The 15,151-nt window shown below is 70.4% G+C and carries 12 protein-coding genes; 6 read left to right on the top strand and 6 right to left on the bottom strand.

Annotated elements, in window-relative coordinates:
• Positions 1-16 precede the first annotated feature (16 nt).
• Positions 17-2,056 (bottom strand): LamG domain-containing protein, encoded by a 2,040-nt coding sequence (locus tag B5557_RS25080; protein ID WP_079661568.1) that lies wholly within the window; start codon positions 2,054-2,056, stop codon positions 17-19.
• A 10-nt stretch (positions 2,057-2,066) separates the two neighbouring features.
• On the opposite strand from B5557_RS25080, the gene B5557_RS25075 reads away from it, so the two are divergent.
• Together B5557_RS25075 and B5557_RS25070 are read left to right on the top strand one after the other, a co-directional pair.
• The gene (locus tag B5557_RS25075; RefSeq protein ID WP_143688223.1) at positions 2,067-2,288 is read left to right on the top strand and encodes a hypothetical protein; all 222 of its coding nucleotides are present in this window, start codon (positions 2,067-2,069) and stop codon (positions 2,286-2,288) included.
• A gap of 478 nt (positions 2,289-2,766) precedes the next feature.
• A complete protein-coding gene (locus B5557_RS25070; RefSeq protein ID WP_143688222.1) occupies positions 2,767-2,964 on the top strand; it encodes a hypothetical protein in 198 nt (65 codons plus the stop codon).
• A 974-nt stretch (positions 2,965-3,938) separates the two neighbouring features.
• On the opposite strand, the gene purU is transcribed toward B5557_RS25070, so the two are convergent.
• On the bottom strand, positions 3,939-4,823 hold the full coding sequence (gene purU / locus B5557_RS25065; protein WP_079661565.1) for a formyltetrahydrofolate deformylase: 885 nt from the start codon (positions 4,821-4,823) through the stop codon (positions 3,939-3,941).
• 117 nt (positions 4,824-4,940) lie between these two features.
• Positions 4,941-5,441, bottom strand: coding sequence for an SCO4402 family protein (locus tag B5557_RS25060; RefSeq protein WP_079661564.1), 501 nt, complete (start codon positions 5,439-5,441; stop codon positions 4,941-4,943).
• Between the two features lie 118 nt (positions 5,442-5,559).
• On the opposite strand from B5557_RS25060, the gene B5557_RS25055 reads away from it, so the two are divergent.
• On the top strand, positions 5,560-6,891 hold the full coding sequence (locus B5557_RS25055; RefSeq protein ID WP_079661563.1) for an ABC transporter substrate-binding protein: 1,332 nt from the start codon (positions 5,560-5,562) through the stop codon (positions 6,889-6,891).
• Between the two features lie 78 nt (positions 6,892-6,969).
• On the opposite strand, the gene B5557_RS25050 is transcribed toward B5557_RS25055, so the two are convergent.
• Together B5557_RS25050 and B5557_RS25045 are read right to left on the bottom strand one after the other, a co-directional pair.
• Positions 6,970-8,823, bottom strand: coding sequence for a hypothetical protein (locus B5557_RS25050; RefSeq protein ID WP_079661562.1), 1,854 nt, complete (start codon positions 8,821-8,823; stop codon positions 6,970-6,972).
• A gap of 213 nt (positions 8,824-9,036) precedes the next feature.
• Positions 9,037-10,422, bottom strand: coding sequence for a transcriptional regulator (locus B5557_RS25045; protein WP_079661561.1), 1,386 nt, complete (start codon positions 10,420-10,422; stop codon positions 9,037-9,039).
• Positions 10,423-10,687: 265 nt separating this feature from the next.
• Here B5557_RS25045 and B5557_RS25040 point away from each other — a divergent pair, with 265 nt between their 5' ends.
• The 3 genes from B5557_RS25040 to B5557_RS25030 all read left to right on the top strand — a co-directional run bounded on the left by B5557_RS25040 (position 10,688) and on the right by B5557_RS25030 (position 13,845).
• Positions 10,688-11,350: a bifunctional DNA primase/polymerase gene (locus B5557_RS25040; protein ID WP_099936616.1), complete on the top strand. Its 663-nt coding sequence runs from the start codon at positions 10,688-10,690 to the stop codon at positions 11,348-11,350.
• 117 nt (positions 11,351-11,467) lie between these two features.
• The gene (locus B5557_RS25035; protein ID WP_079661560.1) at positions 11,468-12,238 is read left to right on the top strand and encodes an ABC transporter ATP-binding protein; all 771 of its coding nucleotides are present in this window, start codon (positions 11,468-11,470) and stop codon (positions 12,236-12,238) included.
• Positions 12,235-13,845, top strand: coding sequence for a transporter (locus B5557_RS25030; RefSeq protein ID WP_099936615.1), 1,611 nt, complete (start codon positions 12,235-12,237; stop codon positions 13,843-13,845). Before B5557_RS25035 ends, B5557_RS25030 begins: the two co-directional genes overlap by 4 nt.
• Here the strand turns inward: B5557_RS25030 and B5557_RS25025 are convergent.
• A complete protein-coding gene (locus B5557_RS25025; RefSeq protein ID WP_079661559.1) occupies positions 13,829-14,746 on the bottom strand; it encodes an alpha/beta fold hydrolase in 918 nt (305 codons plus the stop codon). The genes B5557_RS25030 and B5557_RS25025 overlap by 17 nt on opposite strands.
• Between the last annotated feature and the right edge of the window lie 405 nt (positions 14,747-15,151).

The raw sequence follows: 15,151 nt of genomic DNA, 5'->3' as shown, positions 1-15,151 counted from the left end.
TGCGACTGGTGCGCCGTCACAGCGCCTTGGGCACTTCGGTGATGTACATCTGGTCGATCACGCCGTCGGACATCACGCCCGTCCATACCCGTACGTCGTCCACGAGGCCGTGCGTGTAGTCGCCGTATGCGCCCGAACTAATGCGTCCGCGGCCGATGTTGAAGGTGCCAGTGGCTTGCCAGGGCGAGGTGAAGACGATGCCGTCGCCGGTGTCCTGGCCCGTGTCGGTGTCGCCCTGGGCGCCCTGCTGGATCCCGTTGACGTAGAGGAGCAGCTGATGACGTGTGCCGTCGTAGACGCCGGTCAGCAGAGTCCAGCTGCCGGGGTCGACCAGTTGGGCCGAGGCGATGTTGGCGGGCACGGTCACGACGGTGGCGCTGGTGGTGTCGGCGGTGGTGCGGCCGAACACCCACATGCCCTGGGTGCAGCCGACAGCCTGGTCGTACCACAGGCCCCAGGAGTCGCGTACGCCGCCGGACTGGGTGGCGATTCTCATGTGGTGGGCTACGGACGTGTCGGCCAGGGCTGCCGCGTCGAGCTTGGCCCAGGCCGCCACGGTGAAGTCGCCCTGGGAGTCCACGACCGGACCGGGGACGGTGATGTTCGCCGCCGAAGTCCCGCCCAGGGACAGGACGTTGCCCTTGCCACCACCGGTGTCAGGATCGAGGTCGGTGGTCCAGGTACCGCCGGCGGCAAGGGTTCCTGTGTGGCTGTATCCGGAGGAGTCGGCGGCAGTCGTACCGGAGGTCTCCTCCATGCCCCACTCGGCGACCAGGGCAGGTCGCGCCTGGCCTGAGCCCGGGTCGGTCATCGCCTGGAGGTCGGTGATCTCCTCCTTGGCGAGGATCCGGTTCCAGACTGTCACTTCGTCGACCTGGCCGGGGAAGTAGTTGGAGAAGGTGCCGCCGTACTGGCCTCGGGCGATCTGCAGTCCCCCCGTGCCCTGCCAGGGAGTGGTGTAGGAGACCGGATCGCCCTGTGGGATGCCGTTGACGAACAGCTGGATGGTCTGCTCCTGGGTGTCGTACACACCCATCAGGTGCGTCCAGACACCGACTTCCGGCGTGGTGGTCGAGGTCGAGCGGACGATCGTCGGAGCGACGGCGTCGGCCGTGTACCGGTTGAAGACCCAGGCGTTGTATGAGTTCGAGTAGTACAACGCGAACGCCGACCCGTTGACTCCCGCCTGGGACAGGACCACGGAGTCGTGAGTGTTGCCGGTCAGCCGGGCCCACGCGGACACCGTGAAGGTCTTGGTGGTGTCGAGCACGGAGGAGGTCGTCGCGGCGTATGCCGAAGTACCGTTGCCCTGGAGTGACTTGCCGAGCCTTGCACGGTCGGACCACGTGGCCGACCCCGTCAAGGTCGCGGTCTTGCCACCGACCGCGTCGGCTGCCGTGACACCGCCGCCCTCGTCCAGGGACCACTGGGAGAGCGGACCCGCGCCGGGCGCGACCTTGAAGGCGTAGGTGTAGCTGGCCGAGCCGTTGCCTGCCGAGTCCCAGGTCTGCACGGTGAGGGTGTTCAGACCGCGCGCGTCGGGGACGATGGGCGGCGGGGTGTAGCTGCTCGTCGCGGTGGTGAAGGTCTTGGTCCGCACTGGATCGTCGTTCAGCTGATAGCTGTACTTGACCACGTCAGCGGCACCGTTGGCCTTGAGGGTGAAGTCCGCCGGGACGCCGACGCCCCCGTAAGCCGAACAGTCGTTCGTGCTGTCCGGAGTTGCGCACTCCTTGTACGTCGCCGAGTCCACGTCCGGTTGAACGGGAATCGAGGTGTCGATCCGGAACCAGCAGGCCGGGCTCCAGGCCGAGTACATGAAGCCGGTCGTGCCGTTGAAGGTGTACTTGTACTGACTGCGGGCGCGGAACCAGTACGTCTGCCCGTTGGTCAGCGTCGCTGTCGTCCACGTCCCGGCCGTGCCGGAGGCCGTGTACGCCGACGGATTTCCCGAGCCGATCAGGGGATCGCCGACGTTCGCGTCGTACCGGTACAGCTCGAAGTTCGGGCGCAACGTCGCCTGTGACCCGTCCGCCGATTTCGGCGCCGCCGTCACCGTGGGCGTCGTGTCCCGGATCACGGCGGCGGTGCCGCGGCTCGTGGCACACGCCAGGCTCGGGCTCGATGTCTTCACGCCGGTCGGAGGGCTCGGCTTGGAGACGAAGGTCACCGACAGGGTGGGCTTGGTGTCCGACGGTGAGGCGAACTGCTTCCAGGCGACCGCATCGGTCTCGGAGGCGGCCTGCAGACCGAGTGTCGTGGTCGCGGAGGACTGGCCGGCGGTGTAACTGACGGCGCTGGTCGTCGAAGGAGACGTTTCCGCCCGGGCAGGAGGACGAGTACCCCTTGGCGGCGCTGACCGAATCCACCTGAGCAGCCCACGACGGCTGCGCCGACCACTTCGTCGACGACGAGATCGCCCCCGTGCGCCACAACTGCACCGCCTTGGCGGTGCAGTTCGCCGACCACACCTCCAACGCCGTAAAGGTCGCCGAGAGGATCTTCTTGCCGCCCAGGGTGTGCGTGTCGAACTGGTAGAAGGACCGGGCCTTCTTGTTGTCGACCCACGCGTCGTAGCCGACGCCGAGCGAGTGCGAGGTCTTCCAGAACGAGGTCCCCGTCGCACTCGACCACACCGTCGTCCAGCCCGTGAGAGACGCGCTCGTCGTCTGAGGGTCGAGCACCACGGGGTAGGTGGTGTCGGGGTCGTCGAGGAAGGACCGGTCCGGCTTCAGGGTCAGTGCGTCGTCGGAGACCGTCACATCCATGACGGTCGATCTGGCCCCCGGGTCGGGACCGTCCACTGCGTTCCCGCCCGAGTTCGCGACCTCGTCGGACGCGGCTTTCGCGAGGGTGAGCGACGCCTTCGAGGCCGTGGCCGTGGTCGCGGCCTGGGACGATGCGGTGAGCGCCGAGGAGTCGTACATCAGCGCCGTGCCCGTGGTGAACACCGGCCGCCCCTGATCGTCCAAGAACGCGGCTCCGCCGGAGTTCGTGTCATGCGCGGCGACCCCGTCGACGGAGACGGGGAACCGGATGCTCGACAGTTCCTCGTTCTGGGCCGCGGCACGGGTCTTGACCACGAGATTCTCGCTGAAGCCGTCCGGCGTGGCCTGGACCACCAGATCTGTCGAGGGCATGACATTCGCATATGTCGCCACGGAACCTGACAACGTGGGAGTCGGCAGCGTCCACGGCGAACTGACGCTGTACACCTTCCCGCCCTGCGTGATGCTCGCCAAGGGGGCGTGGGAGCCCCCGCCGGAGAAGGTAATGTCCGCCGCGGCGGCCTTCGGCGCGATGGCTCCGGAAGAGGTCTTCACCAAGCCGGTGTCGACCGGCACCCATCCCGCCGCCTTCTTCACCCGTACCGGCGTCGGATCGAAGTCGACCCTGAAGGTGCCGTCCGGCTGCGCCGTGACGAGCTGCGTGGGCGTCGTCTCCGCATCCACCTCGACAGGCGAGTCGGACTCCGCGGCTTTCTGCGAGGCTGCCGCTTCGGGTGACAGGTCGCCGGTATCGGCAGTCACCGATGAAGATTCCGGCGGCGTTACGGCGACCGCCTGGGGGCTCGTCACACCCAGCGTGGGCCCGAGCAAAACCGATGCCACGAGCCAGGCCCTACGCCCCGGCACACGCCTGCCCCACCCCATGGCCCCCACCCCGTATTCACAGACTCCTTACAGGCGGGTGATCAAAGCCCGGAGGACGCCATGCGTCAATCGCTTACCAGCGGCACCAAGTCGATCGAATCGGCCCATAGATCACACACGGCACGCAAAAGAAACGAACAGAATGCCCCATCGAGGAGTCGTCGACAGGCAAAGGAGACTCAAAGACACTGCCCCGGTCCGGCCCGTAAACCCGAAAGATCAAAAAGAGCGGGAAAACCTCGCCCATCTCTCGACCAAGCCGCACCCGAGGTCGGGAGGCTCGGCCTACGCGAACACGACCGTCCGTCGCCCGTTGAGCAGAATCCGTCGCTCCGCGTGCCACTTCACAGCCCGCGCCAGTGCCTGGCATTCCACGTCGCGGCCGATGGCGACCAGCTGGTCCGGGGTGACGCCGTGGCCCACGCGTTCGACCTCCTGCTCGATGATCGGGCCCTCGTCGAGGTCGGCGGTGACATAGTGCGCCGTCGCACCGATCAGCTTCACGCCCCGCGCGTGCGCCTGGTGGTACGGCTTCGCGCCCTTGAAGCTCGGCAGGAAGGAGTGGTGGATGTTGATGATCCGGCCGCTGAGCTGCTTGCACAGGTCGTCCGACAACACCTGCATGTAGCGGGCCAGGACGACCAGCTCGACGTCCTGCTCCCGGACCAGCGCCAGCAGCTCCGCCTCGGCCTGCGCCTTGTTCTCCTTCGTCACCGGGATATGGCGGAAGGGAATGTCGTACGAGCCCACGAGCTCGGCGAAGTCGGTGTGGTTGGACACCACGGCCGCGATCTCCACCGGCAGCGCGCCGATGCTGGCGCGGAAGAGCAGGTCGTTCAGGCAGTGGCCGAACTTGCTGACCATGAGGACGATGCGCATCCTGTCGTCGGCCCGGTTGATCTGCCAGTCCATGTGGAAGGAGTCGCCGATCGCCGCGAAGCTCGCGCGCAGCTTGTCCACGGTCACCGGCGACTCGGCCGAGAAGTGGACGCGCAGGAAGAACAGGCCCGTGTCGCGGTCGCCGAACTGCTGACTGTCCTCGATGTTGCAGCCGGTCATGAAGAGGTAGCTCGACACGGCGTGCACGATGCCCTGCTTGTCGGGGCAGGAAAGTGTGAGGACGTACTGATCGGCGGGGGTTGCCGCGGCTCGGGTGGACTGCTCAGTCATGCAGGACAGGGTCTCATGCCCCTACCGGCCTAACAGAACCCTGTCCGCCACGCGGACCGGGCCTACGCGGACCGGGCCTACGCGGACCCGGCCTACGGACCCGTCCCGCGGACCGGTCTACGCCGACCTGGTCATGATGTGCAGCACCTCAAGGGTCCGGGGCGGGGCGTCGGGCTCGTCGCCGTCGGCCGTCGCCATCCGGACGTGCGCGTCGCGCGCCGCCCGTACGGCGTCCGGCCAGCCCTGGTGCTCGACGTACGCGGAGACCGGGGCGTCCGGCCCGACCTGGTGCATGATCCGCAGCACGCGCAGCACGGCGGTGTCGACGAGCGCCGCCTCCTGCGAGTCGCGGAAGATCGTGCCGACGTACTTCTCGGCGGACCAGTTGTCGAGCCAGGTGTCCTCGACGAGGCGGTACACGGCGTCGGTGACGTCCCCGTACCCTTCGACGCCGGCCAGCCAGACGTTCTGCTGGAACACCGGGTCGGAGAGCATGTGCAGCGCGGAGCGCACATTGCTGCGCCAGCGCCACCACGGCATGTCGTTGAGTGGCATGCCGCCCATGGTGGAGGAGCGACGGCCGCGACGGGAAGAGTTCTCCGAACCTTGCACGGTCATCGATCGTACGTTTCCCCGTCACAGGAGCCTCACGACCCCCTGCTATTCACCTCGACGTCACCACTCGTTGACCGTGAGTCACTCACAGGTTGGCTATGTGACGGAATCGTGCGTGCCCATGACCGGCAAGCGACGCACTTCCCTGCGAAGTACCTTCCTCCCCAGGTCCTTCCGCTTCACCAGGTCCCTCAGAGCGACCGCCCTCTCGGCGGGCGCCGTGGCCGCCTGTGCGTCACTCGCCGTCGGTTGCGGGGTCGTCCCCGGTACCACGGGGGGTTCCGGGGACGACCCGATCGTCGTCATGACATGGGCGCCCGAGGGCACGTCGGCGACCAACAAACCGGGCATGCCCGCCTTCGCCCGCGCCTACGCCCGCTGGATCAACGCGAGCGGCGGCCTCAACGGCCGCAAGCTCAAGGTGCTGACCTGCAACGAACACAACGACACCGTGTCCGCCGCGAAGTGCGCCCGCCGGGCGGTCAAGGAGAACGCGGTCGCCGTCGTCGGCTCCTACAGCCAGCACTCCGACGCCTTCCTCCCCTACCTGGAGGGCGACGGCATCCCCTACATAGGCGGCTACGGCGTCACGAACGCGGAGTTCACCAGCCCGCTCTCCTACCCCGTCAACGGCGGCCAGCCCTCCCTCCTGGCCGGCCTCGGCAAGGAGCTGGCCGCGACCTGCGGTCCCGTCTCCCTGGTCCGCCCCGACACCATCGCCGGCGACGCACTGCCCACGATGCTCAACGCCGGGCTGACCGCGGGCGGCCACGACAAGGCCAAGGACCAGCGCGCGCCGGAGGACTCCACCGAGTACTCGGCACAGTCCGAGACCGCCCTGGAACACGCGACCGACGGCAAGAGCGCGAGGAACGGGAAGGGGTGCGTGGTGCCCGCCCTCGGGGACCGCACCAGCACCTTCATGGACTCCTTCCGGCGCGCCCGCACGGACTACACCGCCGTCAACACCGCCACGGTCCTCGGCAGCGTCGACCAGACGGTCATCGACGCGGCCGGCGGCGACTCCGGCCGGTACGAGGGGGCCTACGTCACCGGCTGGTACCCCGTGGCGAGCGACCCCGCCTGGAATCCGATGAAGAAGGTCATCAGCGAGGAGGCGTTCTCCGACACCCGCATCGACGCCGGCGACACCGGAGTGCAGACCACCTGGATCGCCTACAACGTGTTCCGGCAGGCCGTGGAGTCGCTGGGCGACGGCGAGGTCACCTCCAACTCTGTACGGGGCGCCCTGAACGACGGGCTGAAGATCACCACCGGCGGGCTCACGCCGACGCTCCGCTGGCAGTTCACCGACCGGCTCGCCTCCATCGGCTTCCCCCGCCTGGTCAACGCCGACGTCACCCTCCAGACCGTGCGGAAGGGCCGCCTGGTGGCCGCCAAGAAGGGCTTCACCGACGTGACGAAGACCCTGGAGAAGGCGGACGTCAACTGACGAACCGCCCCTCCTGCCGACTGGAGAGGGATGGGACCGGCTGGAACTCGGTGAACCGGCTGGAGCTGGATGGGCCGGCTAGAGCTGGGTGGGCTGGCGCCGGGTCAGGCCGTACGTCTTCGCGATCTCGTTCCACAACGTCGCGGCCTGCGACTTCTGGGCGCTGGCGGTGCCGCTGTCGCGGTTGCCGGCCTGCGTCTCGGAGGTGGTGCGGGCCGAGCCCTTCTTGCAGCTCTTCTTCTTGCTGCCGGCGACCTGGTCGGCCCAGGCCGCGTAGTGGTCGTCGGCGGACGCGGACGCCTGCCACGCCTTGGTGAGGGCGGTGGTCAGCGCGTCGTGGTTCGGCAGCTGGTCGACCTTCAGCCCGGCAAGACTCGTCACCAGGTCGGTGCGCTGTTTCGCCGCGGCCCGCAGATCCGTGGCGGCCTGCGCGAGGTTGCCGCAGGACTTCACCTCGGCCACCGCGCTGATCACGCTGGCCCGGCTGCTGCCGCTGTCCGCCAGCAGCTTGTCCAGCGCGACGGCCTGCTGCTCGGCCGCACCGGTCGCCTTTGACGTGGACCCGCCGGTCGCGGGAGCGGACGCGGCGACGGGCTTGTTGTCGTCGCCCTTGCCGCCGCCCCCGCCGGAGAGCAGCGCGCCCGCGCCGACCCCGACGACCGCGAGGGCCACCCCGATCGCCGCGAACAACGGCACCCGAGAGCCGCTACGACCACCCCGGCCGCCGTCGTCGTCACGCGGCCCGCGCCGCCCGCCCGCCGCCGGTTCACCGGGCGGGGTGTAGGCGGGCTGCGGGGAGCGGGCGGCGGGCCCGGCGCCGTAGCCCTGCGGGCCGCCGTAGCCGCCGTATCCGGGGGGCTCCGGCTCGGAGAAGCGCGGGAGCTGCTGCGTGGATCCGGCCGGGCTCTCGCTGCCCGGACCACTGCGGAAGAGGCTCTCGAACTCGGCGGGCGGCTGCCGGTCCCCGCCGGCCTGTGCGGGGACGGGCGGGAGGTACTGGGTGGCCTCCGCGTCGGAGTGCGTGCCGGGCTGCGGGCCCGGCTGGGTGCCGTGGGCGGGCATCGGGCCGGGACCCGGAGCGGGCCCGTGCTGCGGGGCGCGGCCCAGGAAGTGGGTCGACTCGGCCTGGGTCTCGGGCGGCAGTGCGCCCGGCGCGACCGGCGGCAGGTACTGCGTCGCGCCCTCGTCGACGGGTGCGGCGGCGGGGACGGGCGGCAGGTACTGGGTGGCGCCTTCGTCGACCGTGGAGGCCGGAGACGGGGCCGCAGGTATCGGCGGTATGTACTGCGTCGCGCCGTCGTCGAAAGCCGCGGAGGATGCCGAGGCGGCAGAGGCGGCGGGGGGAGCGGCCGGTGGCAGCGGGGTGCTCGGCGTGCCCTGGCCGTACGTCGGATGTGCCGGGGCCGGTGCGCCCTCCGGCGGGAGCGGGCCCGCGCCCGGCTGCGTACCGCCGCTCCACGGGGCCGCCTGCGGGGCGTTCCACTGGTCCAGGCCCGTCTGTTCCGTCTGGCCCGTCTGGTCCACGGGGAGCGGCCAGCCATGGGACGGCTGCTGCGGGGCGGGCGTCTGCTGGTCGGGGCCCCAGGGCTGCCCCCAGGTCTGGCCGCCGGCCGGCGCCTGCTGCTGCCCGTACTCCGGTCGGCCGTACTGCTGCTGCCCGTAGTCGGACTGCCCGTACTGCTGTTGGCCGCCGTACTGCTGCCGGCCGTGCTCCTGGTTGTGCTGCTGGCCGTGCTGCCGGTCGTGCTGAGCGCCGTACTGGCCGGAATGGTCGTCCGACGGCGGTGCGGGCGGCTGTTCCGGACGGGGCGCCCGCCGTGGGGCGCTCGTCGTCATTCCCGGCAGCAGGGGTTCCCCACCGTCGGAGGGCAGCACGATGCCTTCGCGCGCGGGCTGCGCCGAGGGCTCCTCGCCCTGTCCACTCTGCGTCACCGGGACTCCTACGAATGGGGGACCTTCGGAATCGTCGGTTCACGCTACCGGGTCCCCGGAACCCCGTGCCACGCAGCGCAGAACGTGATCTCCCTCCCGTGGAGGCCGGCAGTGACGTCGGTAACAGATCCGGAGCGCCGTGCGCTGTATCCGTCGCCTGCCGTGCGGGACCTCGCTGTTTCCCGCACGTTCACGCAGCGGCGCCCCGTCCGTTCACGCCGCGGTCTGCAGCTCCAGCCGCGCCCCGAACTCCCTCACCACCGATTCGTCCCGGAACGGCTCCAGTCGCTGCTGGAGGTCCTCCAGGTACTCCGCGCCCCGGTTCGAGCGGAGCGTCTCCAGCAACTCGACCGCTTTCAGACCGGTGTTGCAGGCCTGTTCGATCTCGCGCTGCTGCACCTGCGCGGTGGCCAGCAGGACGTATCCGATCGCGCGCCGGCGCGCACGGCTCTCCGGATGCCCGGCCAGGGACTGCTGCGCGCAGCGCGCCGCCGCCTCGGCCTGGCCCAGGTCGCGGTGGCAGTGCGCCAACTCGTCGGCCAGATAGGCCTCGTCGAAGTGCGCGATCCACACCGGATCGTCCCCGCAGGACGGATCGGCCGCCTCCAGCGCCGACACCGCCCGCCCGGACGCCGCCTGCGCCCCGCGCGCGTCACCCATCAGCGCGTGCCCGCGCGCCTCCGCCGCGAGGAACATCGCCTCCGCACGCGGCGTCACACGTCCACGCGCCCCCTCCTGTGCCGCGCGCGCCAACTGGGCGATCTCGCGGGGGTTTCCGAGCTGGGCCGCGAGATGGCTCATGGAAGCGGCGAGGATGTATCCGCCGTACCCTCGGTCGCCCGCGGCCTGGGCGAGCCGCAGGGCCTGGATGTAGTAGCGCTGGGCGAGGCCCGGTTGGCCGGTGTCGACGGCCATGTACCCGGCGAGCTCCGTCAACCGGGCCACGGCCGCGAAGAGTTCCCGCCCGACCGCCTCCCGGTAGGAGCCGGCCAGCAGCCCCGAGACCACGCTGTTGAGGTAGTGCACGACGACGGGACGGACATGCCCGCTGCCGTACCGGTGGTCCAGGTCGACCAGCGCCTGCGTCATCGCCTTGACGGCCGCGACGTCGGACAGCCCCACCCGGGGTCCCGCCGAGCGCGCCACCTGCGCGTCGGGCGAGGAGATCAGCCAGTCACGGCTCGGCTCGACCAACGCCGAGGCGGCCACGGACGAACCGGAGAGGAAGTCCCGCCGGCCCACGTCACTGCGCCACAGCTCGCAGACCTGCTCGATGGCCCCCAGTACCGTCGGCGAGAACTGGAGACCCACACCCGAGGCGAGGTTCTTGCCGTTGGCCATGCCGATCTCGTCGATCGTGACCGCACGGCCGAGCTTGCGGCCCAGCGCCTCCGCGATGATCGCCGGGGCGCGTCCGCGCGGCTGCTGTCCGCGCAGCCAACGGGCCACGGACGTCTTGTCGTAGCGCAGGTCGAGACCGTGCTCCGCACCGCACATGTTGACGCGGCGGGCGAGCCCGGCGTTCGAGCACCCCGCCTCCTGGATGAGCGCCTGCAGCCGTTCGTTCGGCTGCCGCGCGACTAGCGGCCTTGCGGCCATTGGCACTACCCCCTGTGGAGTTCCGTACCGAAAAGTTCCGGCCGAGAAGATCAATGCCCCACGGACATGGTGAAAATGCGAGGCATGCGAGGATTGCCGAGTATTTCCGGGTTACCGACGGAAGCCCGCCCCTACCGTGACTACCCGCTCCCGCGCCCGTTCCTGCCGCGCGCCCCCGCACATGCACCCATGCGCCCCGGACGGGGAATCGATGCTCCTCCCCCGCGCAAACGGGCGGGCGTAACCCCTGGTGACCGCTAGAGTTGTGCTCATCGTGGAAGAGACCATCGCGGGCGCCGAAGCCACTCAAATCCCGAAGCAGCGCGGGGAATCGCTGCTCGAGACCGCTGTTCGCTATGCCGAGGAACGTCATTGGGACGTCTTCCCCGGCACCTGGCTGGAACCCGTCGACGGGGTGCAGCGCTGCTCCTGCGGGGAAGCGGCGTGCGACGCGCCGGGTGCGCACCCTGCGCGCCCCGACTGGGAGACGCAGGCCACCGGCAGTGCGACGGTGGCGCGCCGGATGTGGCAGAAGCAGCCGACCGCCTCGATCCTGCTGCCCACGGGGCGTACGTTCGATGCGATCTCCGTTCCGGAGACGGCCGGGTTCCTCGCGTTGGCCCGCATGGAGCGGATGGAGTTGACGCTCGGTCCTGTCACGTTGACGCCGGACCGGCGGATGCAGTTCTTCGTGCTGCCGGGGGCGTCGGCGAAGGTGCCGGACCTGGTGCGCAAGCTGGGCTGGTCGCTGGGGGCCCTGGATCTGGTGACGTTGGGCGAGGGGACGTTCGTCGCCGCGCCGCCCACCCGGTTCGGGTCGCGGGGGGCTGTGCAGTGGGCCTGCCGGCCGACCGCCGCAAATCGGTGGTTGCCGGACGCGGAGGAACTGATCTCGCCGTTGGCCTACGCGTGCGGCAGGGATCGCTGACGCCGGATCTTCAACGCCGCATCATCAACGACGTCAACAGCGCCAACGGCGCCAACACGTCCTCAGCGGCGGATCGTTGACGACACATGGTCAACGGCGCGCCGTAGGGTTCCCTGTATGACGTCCGTACGCGTGCGTGGGCTCTGGAAGCGGTTCGGTCAGCAGGTCGCTGTCGCCGGAATCGATCTCGATCTGCCCGCAGGGAAGTTCATCGGGCTGGTCGGGCCCAACGGGGCCGGGAAGACGACCACGCTGTCGATGGTGACCGGGTTGCTGCGGCCCGATCAGGGGTCCGTCGAGGTCGTCGGGCACGACGTGTGGCGGGATCCCGTGGCGGTGAAGGCGCGGATCGGGGTGCTGCCGGAGGGGCTACGGCTGTTCGAGCGGCTGTCGGGGCGTGAACTGCTCGGATACAGCGGGCGGTTGCGGGGGCTGCCCGGCGCCGAGGTCGACAAGCGGGCCACGCAGCTGCTCGACGTGCTCGACCTGGCCGGCGCCCAGCACAAGCTCGTCGTCGACTACTCGACCGGCATGCGGAAGAAGATCGGGCTCGCGGCCGCGCTGCTCCACAATCCCGAAGTCCTCTTCCTCGACGAGCCGTTCGAGGGCGTCGATCCGGTGTCCGCGCAGATCATCCGAGGGGTGCTCAAGCGGTACACGGCGTCCGGGGCGACGGTCGTCTTCTCGTCCCATGTGATGGAGCTCGTCGAGTCGCTGTGCGACTGGGTCGCGGTGATGGCGGCGGGACGGATCCGGGCGCACGGGACGCTGGCGGAGGTGCGGGGGTCGTCCCCCTCCTTGCAGCAGGCGTTCCTCGAACTGGTCGGGGCGCACGGTCGGGACACGGGCTCCGACCTCGACTGGCTGGGCGGCGGGGCCGCCCGATGAGCGGCGTGACCGACACCCTCGTCCGGCTGAAGCTGTCGCTGCTGCGTAACGGGTTGCGGCAGTCGGGCGGGCGGCGGGCCGCCTACGTCGCCTCCGCCGTCGTCACTCTGCTGTTCGCCGCGTTGCAGCTGATCGGGTTGATCGCGTTGCGCGGGCACGACCACGCCGTCTCGCTGGTGGTGCTGCTGGGGGCGGTGCTGGGGCTGGGGTGGGCGGTGATGCCGCTGTTCTTCCCCAGCGGCGACGAAACCCTGGACCCGACCCGGCTGGTGATGCTGCCGCTGCGGCCCCGGCCGCTGGTGCGGGCGCTGCTGGCGGCCTCGCTGGTGGGCATCGGGCCACTGTTCACGCTGCTGATGCTGGTGGGGTCGGTGGTGGCCGTGGCGCACGGGGCGGCGGCCTGGACGGTGGGCGTCCTCGCCGTCGTGCTCGGGCTGCTGGTGTGCGTGGCGCTCGCGCGGGCCGTGGCCGCCGCCAACATCCGAGTGCTGTCCAGCCGCAAGGGCCGCGATCTGGCGGTACTGAGCGGGCTGGTGATCGCGGTGGGGGCGCAGGTCGTCAACTTCGGGGCGCAGCGGCTCGGGACGTCCGGGCTGGGGCAGCTCGACCCGGTGGCGGACGTGCTGCGATGGCTGCCGCCCGCCTCCGCGGTCGGCGCGGTGGACTCGGTGAGCGAGGGGGCGTACGGGGTCGCCGTCGCGCAGATGGCCGTCAGCGCGGCCGCGTTGGTGCTGCTGGTGGGGGTGTGGGCGCGGACTCTGACGCGGCTGATGACCTCGCCCGACGGCTCCACTCTCCAGGCCGCCGAGCCGACCGCGCGGAAACGACGAAGCGCGACGGGGCTGACGGAGCCGACGGGGCCGGCGCGGCTGCTGCCCGGCGGGCGTACCGGACCGGTGATGGAACGCAGCCTGCGCTACATCTGGCGCGACCCGAAGACCAAGGCGGCCTGGGTGACCTCGCTGGCCATCGGGCTGATCGTGCCCGTCTTCAACGCGGTGCAGGGCACCGGCTCGATCTACTTCGCCTGCTTCGCCGCCGGGATGCTCGGCATTCAGATGTACAACCAGTTCGGGCAGGACACGTCCGCGTTCTGGATGGTCGCGCTGACCATTTCCTCGTCCCGGGACGCCTACGAGGAGCTGCGGGCGCGGGCGCTGGCCCTGCTGGTGATCACCCTGCCGTACGCGACGCTGGTGACCGTGCTGACGACGGCGCTGCTCGGCGACTGGCCGAAGCTGCCCGAGGCGCTGGGGCTGTCGTTCGCGCTGCTCGGCGCGATGCTGGCGACGGGCGCCTGGACCTCGGCGCGCTTTCCCTACTCGATCCCGCAGGAGGGGCACAAGAACGTCGCTCCGGGCCAGGCCGGACTCGCCTGGATCGCGATCTTCGGCGGCATGGTCGCGGCGGCCCTGCTGTGTGCGCCCGTCATCGCGCTGACGATCTGGCTGAACGTCAGCGCGGGCGCGGACGCCTGGACCTGGCTGCTGCTGCCGGGAGGCGCGGTGTACGGCGTGGGCGTCACCGTGCTGGGACTACGGCTGGCGGCGCCGAGGGCGGCGGAACGGCTGCCGGAGATCCTGACGGCGGTCAGCAAGGGGGCGTGAGTACGGCGTCGAGGAACGGCTCGATCGCCGAGCGCCAGGCCTCCGGCTGGTCGTAGTACACGAGGTGCCCCGCGTCGGAGACCTCCGCGTACTCGCCGCGGGGCAGCACCCGCACCATCTCCTGGGCCTCGGCCCGCCCGAGCTCACCGTCGAGGCCCCGCACGACCAGCGCCGGGCACTGCACCTGGGTGAGCTCCTCCCAGTGCGCGTCGTAGACCCAGGTCTCGCGGGACTTCAGCATCTGGTCGGGCTCGAAGACGGGCCGCCAGCCGTCGGGCGACTCGTGCATGACCTCGGCGTAGAACTCGCCCCGGGAGGGGTTCGGGCGCTCCACCCAGGGGTCGTCCTCGCCGAACCACTTGCGGACGTCGGCGAGGGTGGCGAAGGGGACCGGCCAGGACTTGAACCAGTCGCCCCACTCGCGCTGCGAGGCCGCGCCGAGCGCGGAGGCCCGCATGTCGCAGACGATCAGGCCGCGCACCAGGTCCGGACGCTTGGCGGCGAGCTGCCAGGCCGTCAGCGCGCCCATGGCGTGGCCGATGAGGACGGCCGGAGCGAGGCCCAGCTGCTCCAGGGCGGCCTCCGCGTCCTCGACGTAGGCCTCGCGGGTGAAGGCGGCCTCCGGCGGCTTCTCGCTCTGGCCGTGGCCGCGCTGGTCGAGGGCGACCGCGCGGTGCCGCTCGGAGAGCCAGCGGGCGGTGGACGCCCAGTGCGAGGCCCGGCCCATCAGGCCGTGCAGTAACAGGACGCCCGAGGAACCGTCCTCTTCTGCTTCCGCTTCGGCTTCCGCGGCGCTCGGGGCTCCCGCGGACTGTGCCGGGATCACCTTGGGCGGGTCCCCGAACTCCCAGGCCGCCAGGCGTACGCCCCCCGCCCCGGTCACGTCGATGCGTCGCGCCACAGTTCCTGGCACCCCCCTGGCCCTCGTACCGTTGTGCTGTCGTCAGACTTCGGATCACACGCAGGCTATCGAATGCCCTTTCGAGATAGGCACTCTCCGCAAGCAACACCCCTCGATCGAGTGACCTGGTTCAAGGAATGATCGCCGCCGCCGAGGGGAGACCTTCAGCGGGAGGCGGACCGGTCGGGGAAACCGGTCCGAGGGGAACGACCTTGAGAGCTCGGGGCTCCAGGTCGAAAAAGGGGAGGACAGGCCCCGGTGCCACACGGCACCGGGGCCCTCCGCTCGTCTGCGGCAGACCATCCCCGCCCCCCTCAGGTCATATGCCTCACGCGACAGCGTGGCACGGGAAGCGCGTGCGCGCTGCCATTCGACACAGGGAATCTGCGATTCGACGAGATCGAC

Origin of the sequence: Streptomyces sp. 3214.6 (assembly GCF_900129855.1) — a bacterium.
Classification (GTDB): domain Bacteria; phylum Actinomycetota; class Actinomycetes; order Streptomycetales; family Streptomycetaceae; genus Streptomyces; species Streptomyces soliscabiei.
This window is presented reverse-complemented; position numbering and strand designations above follow the sequence as displayed.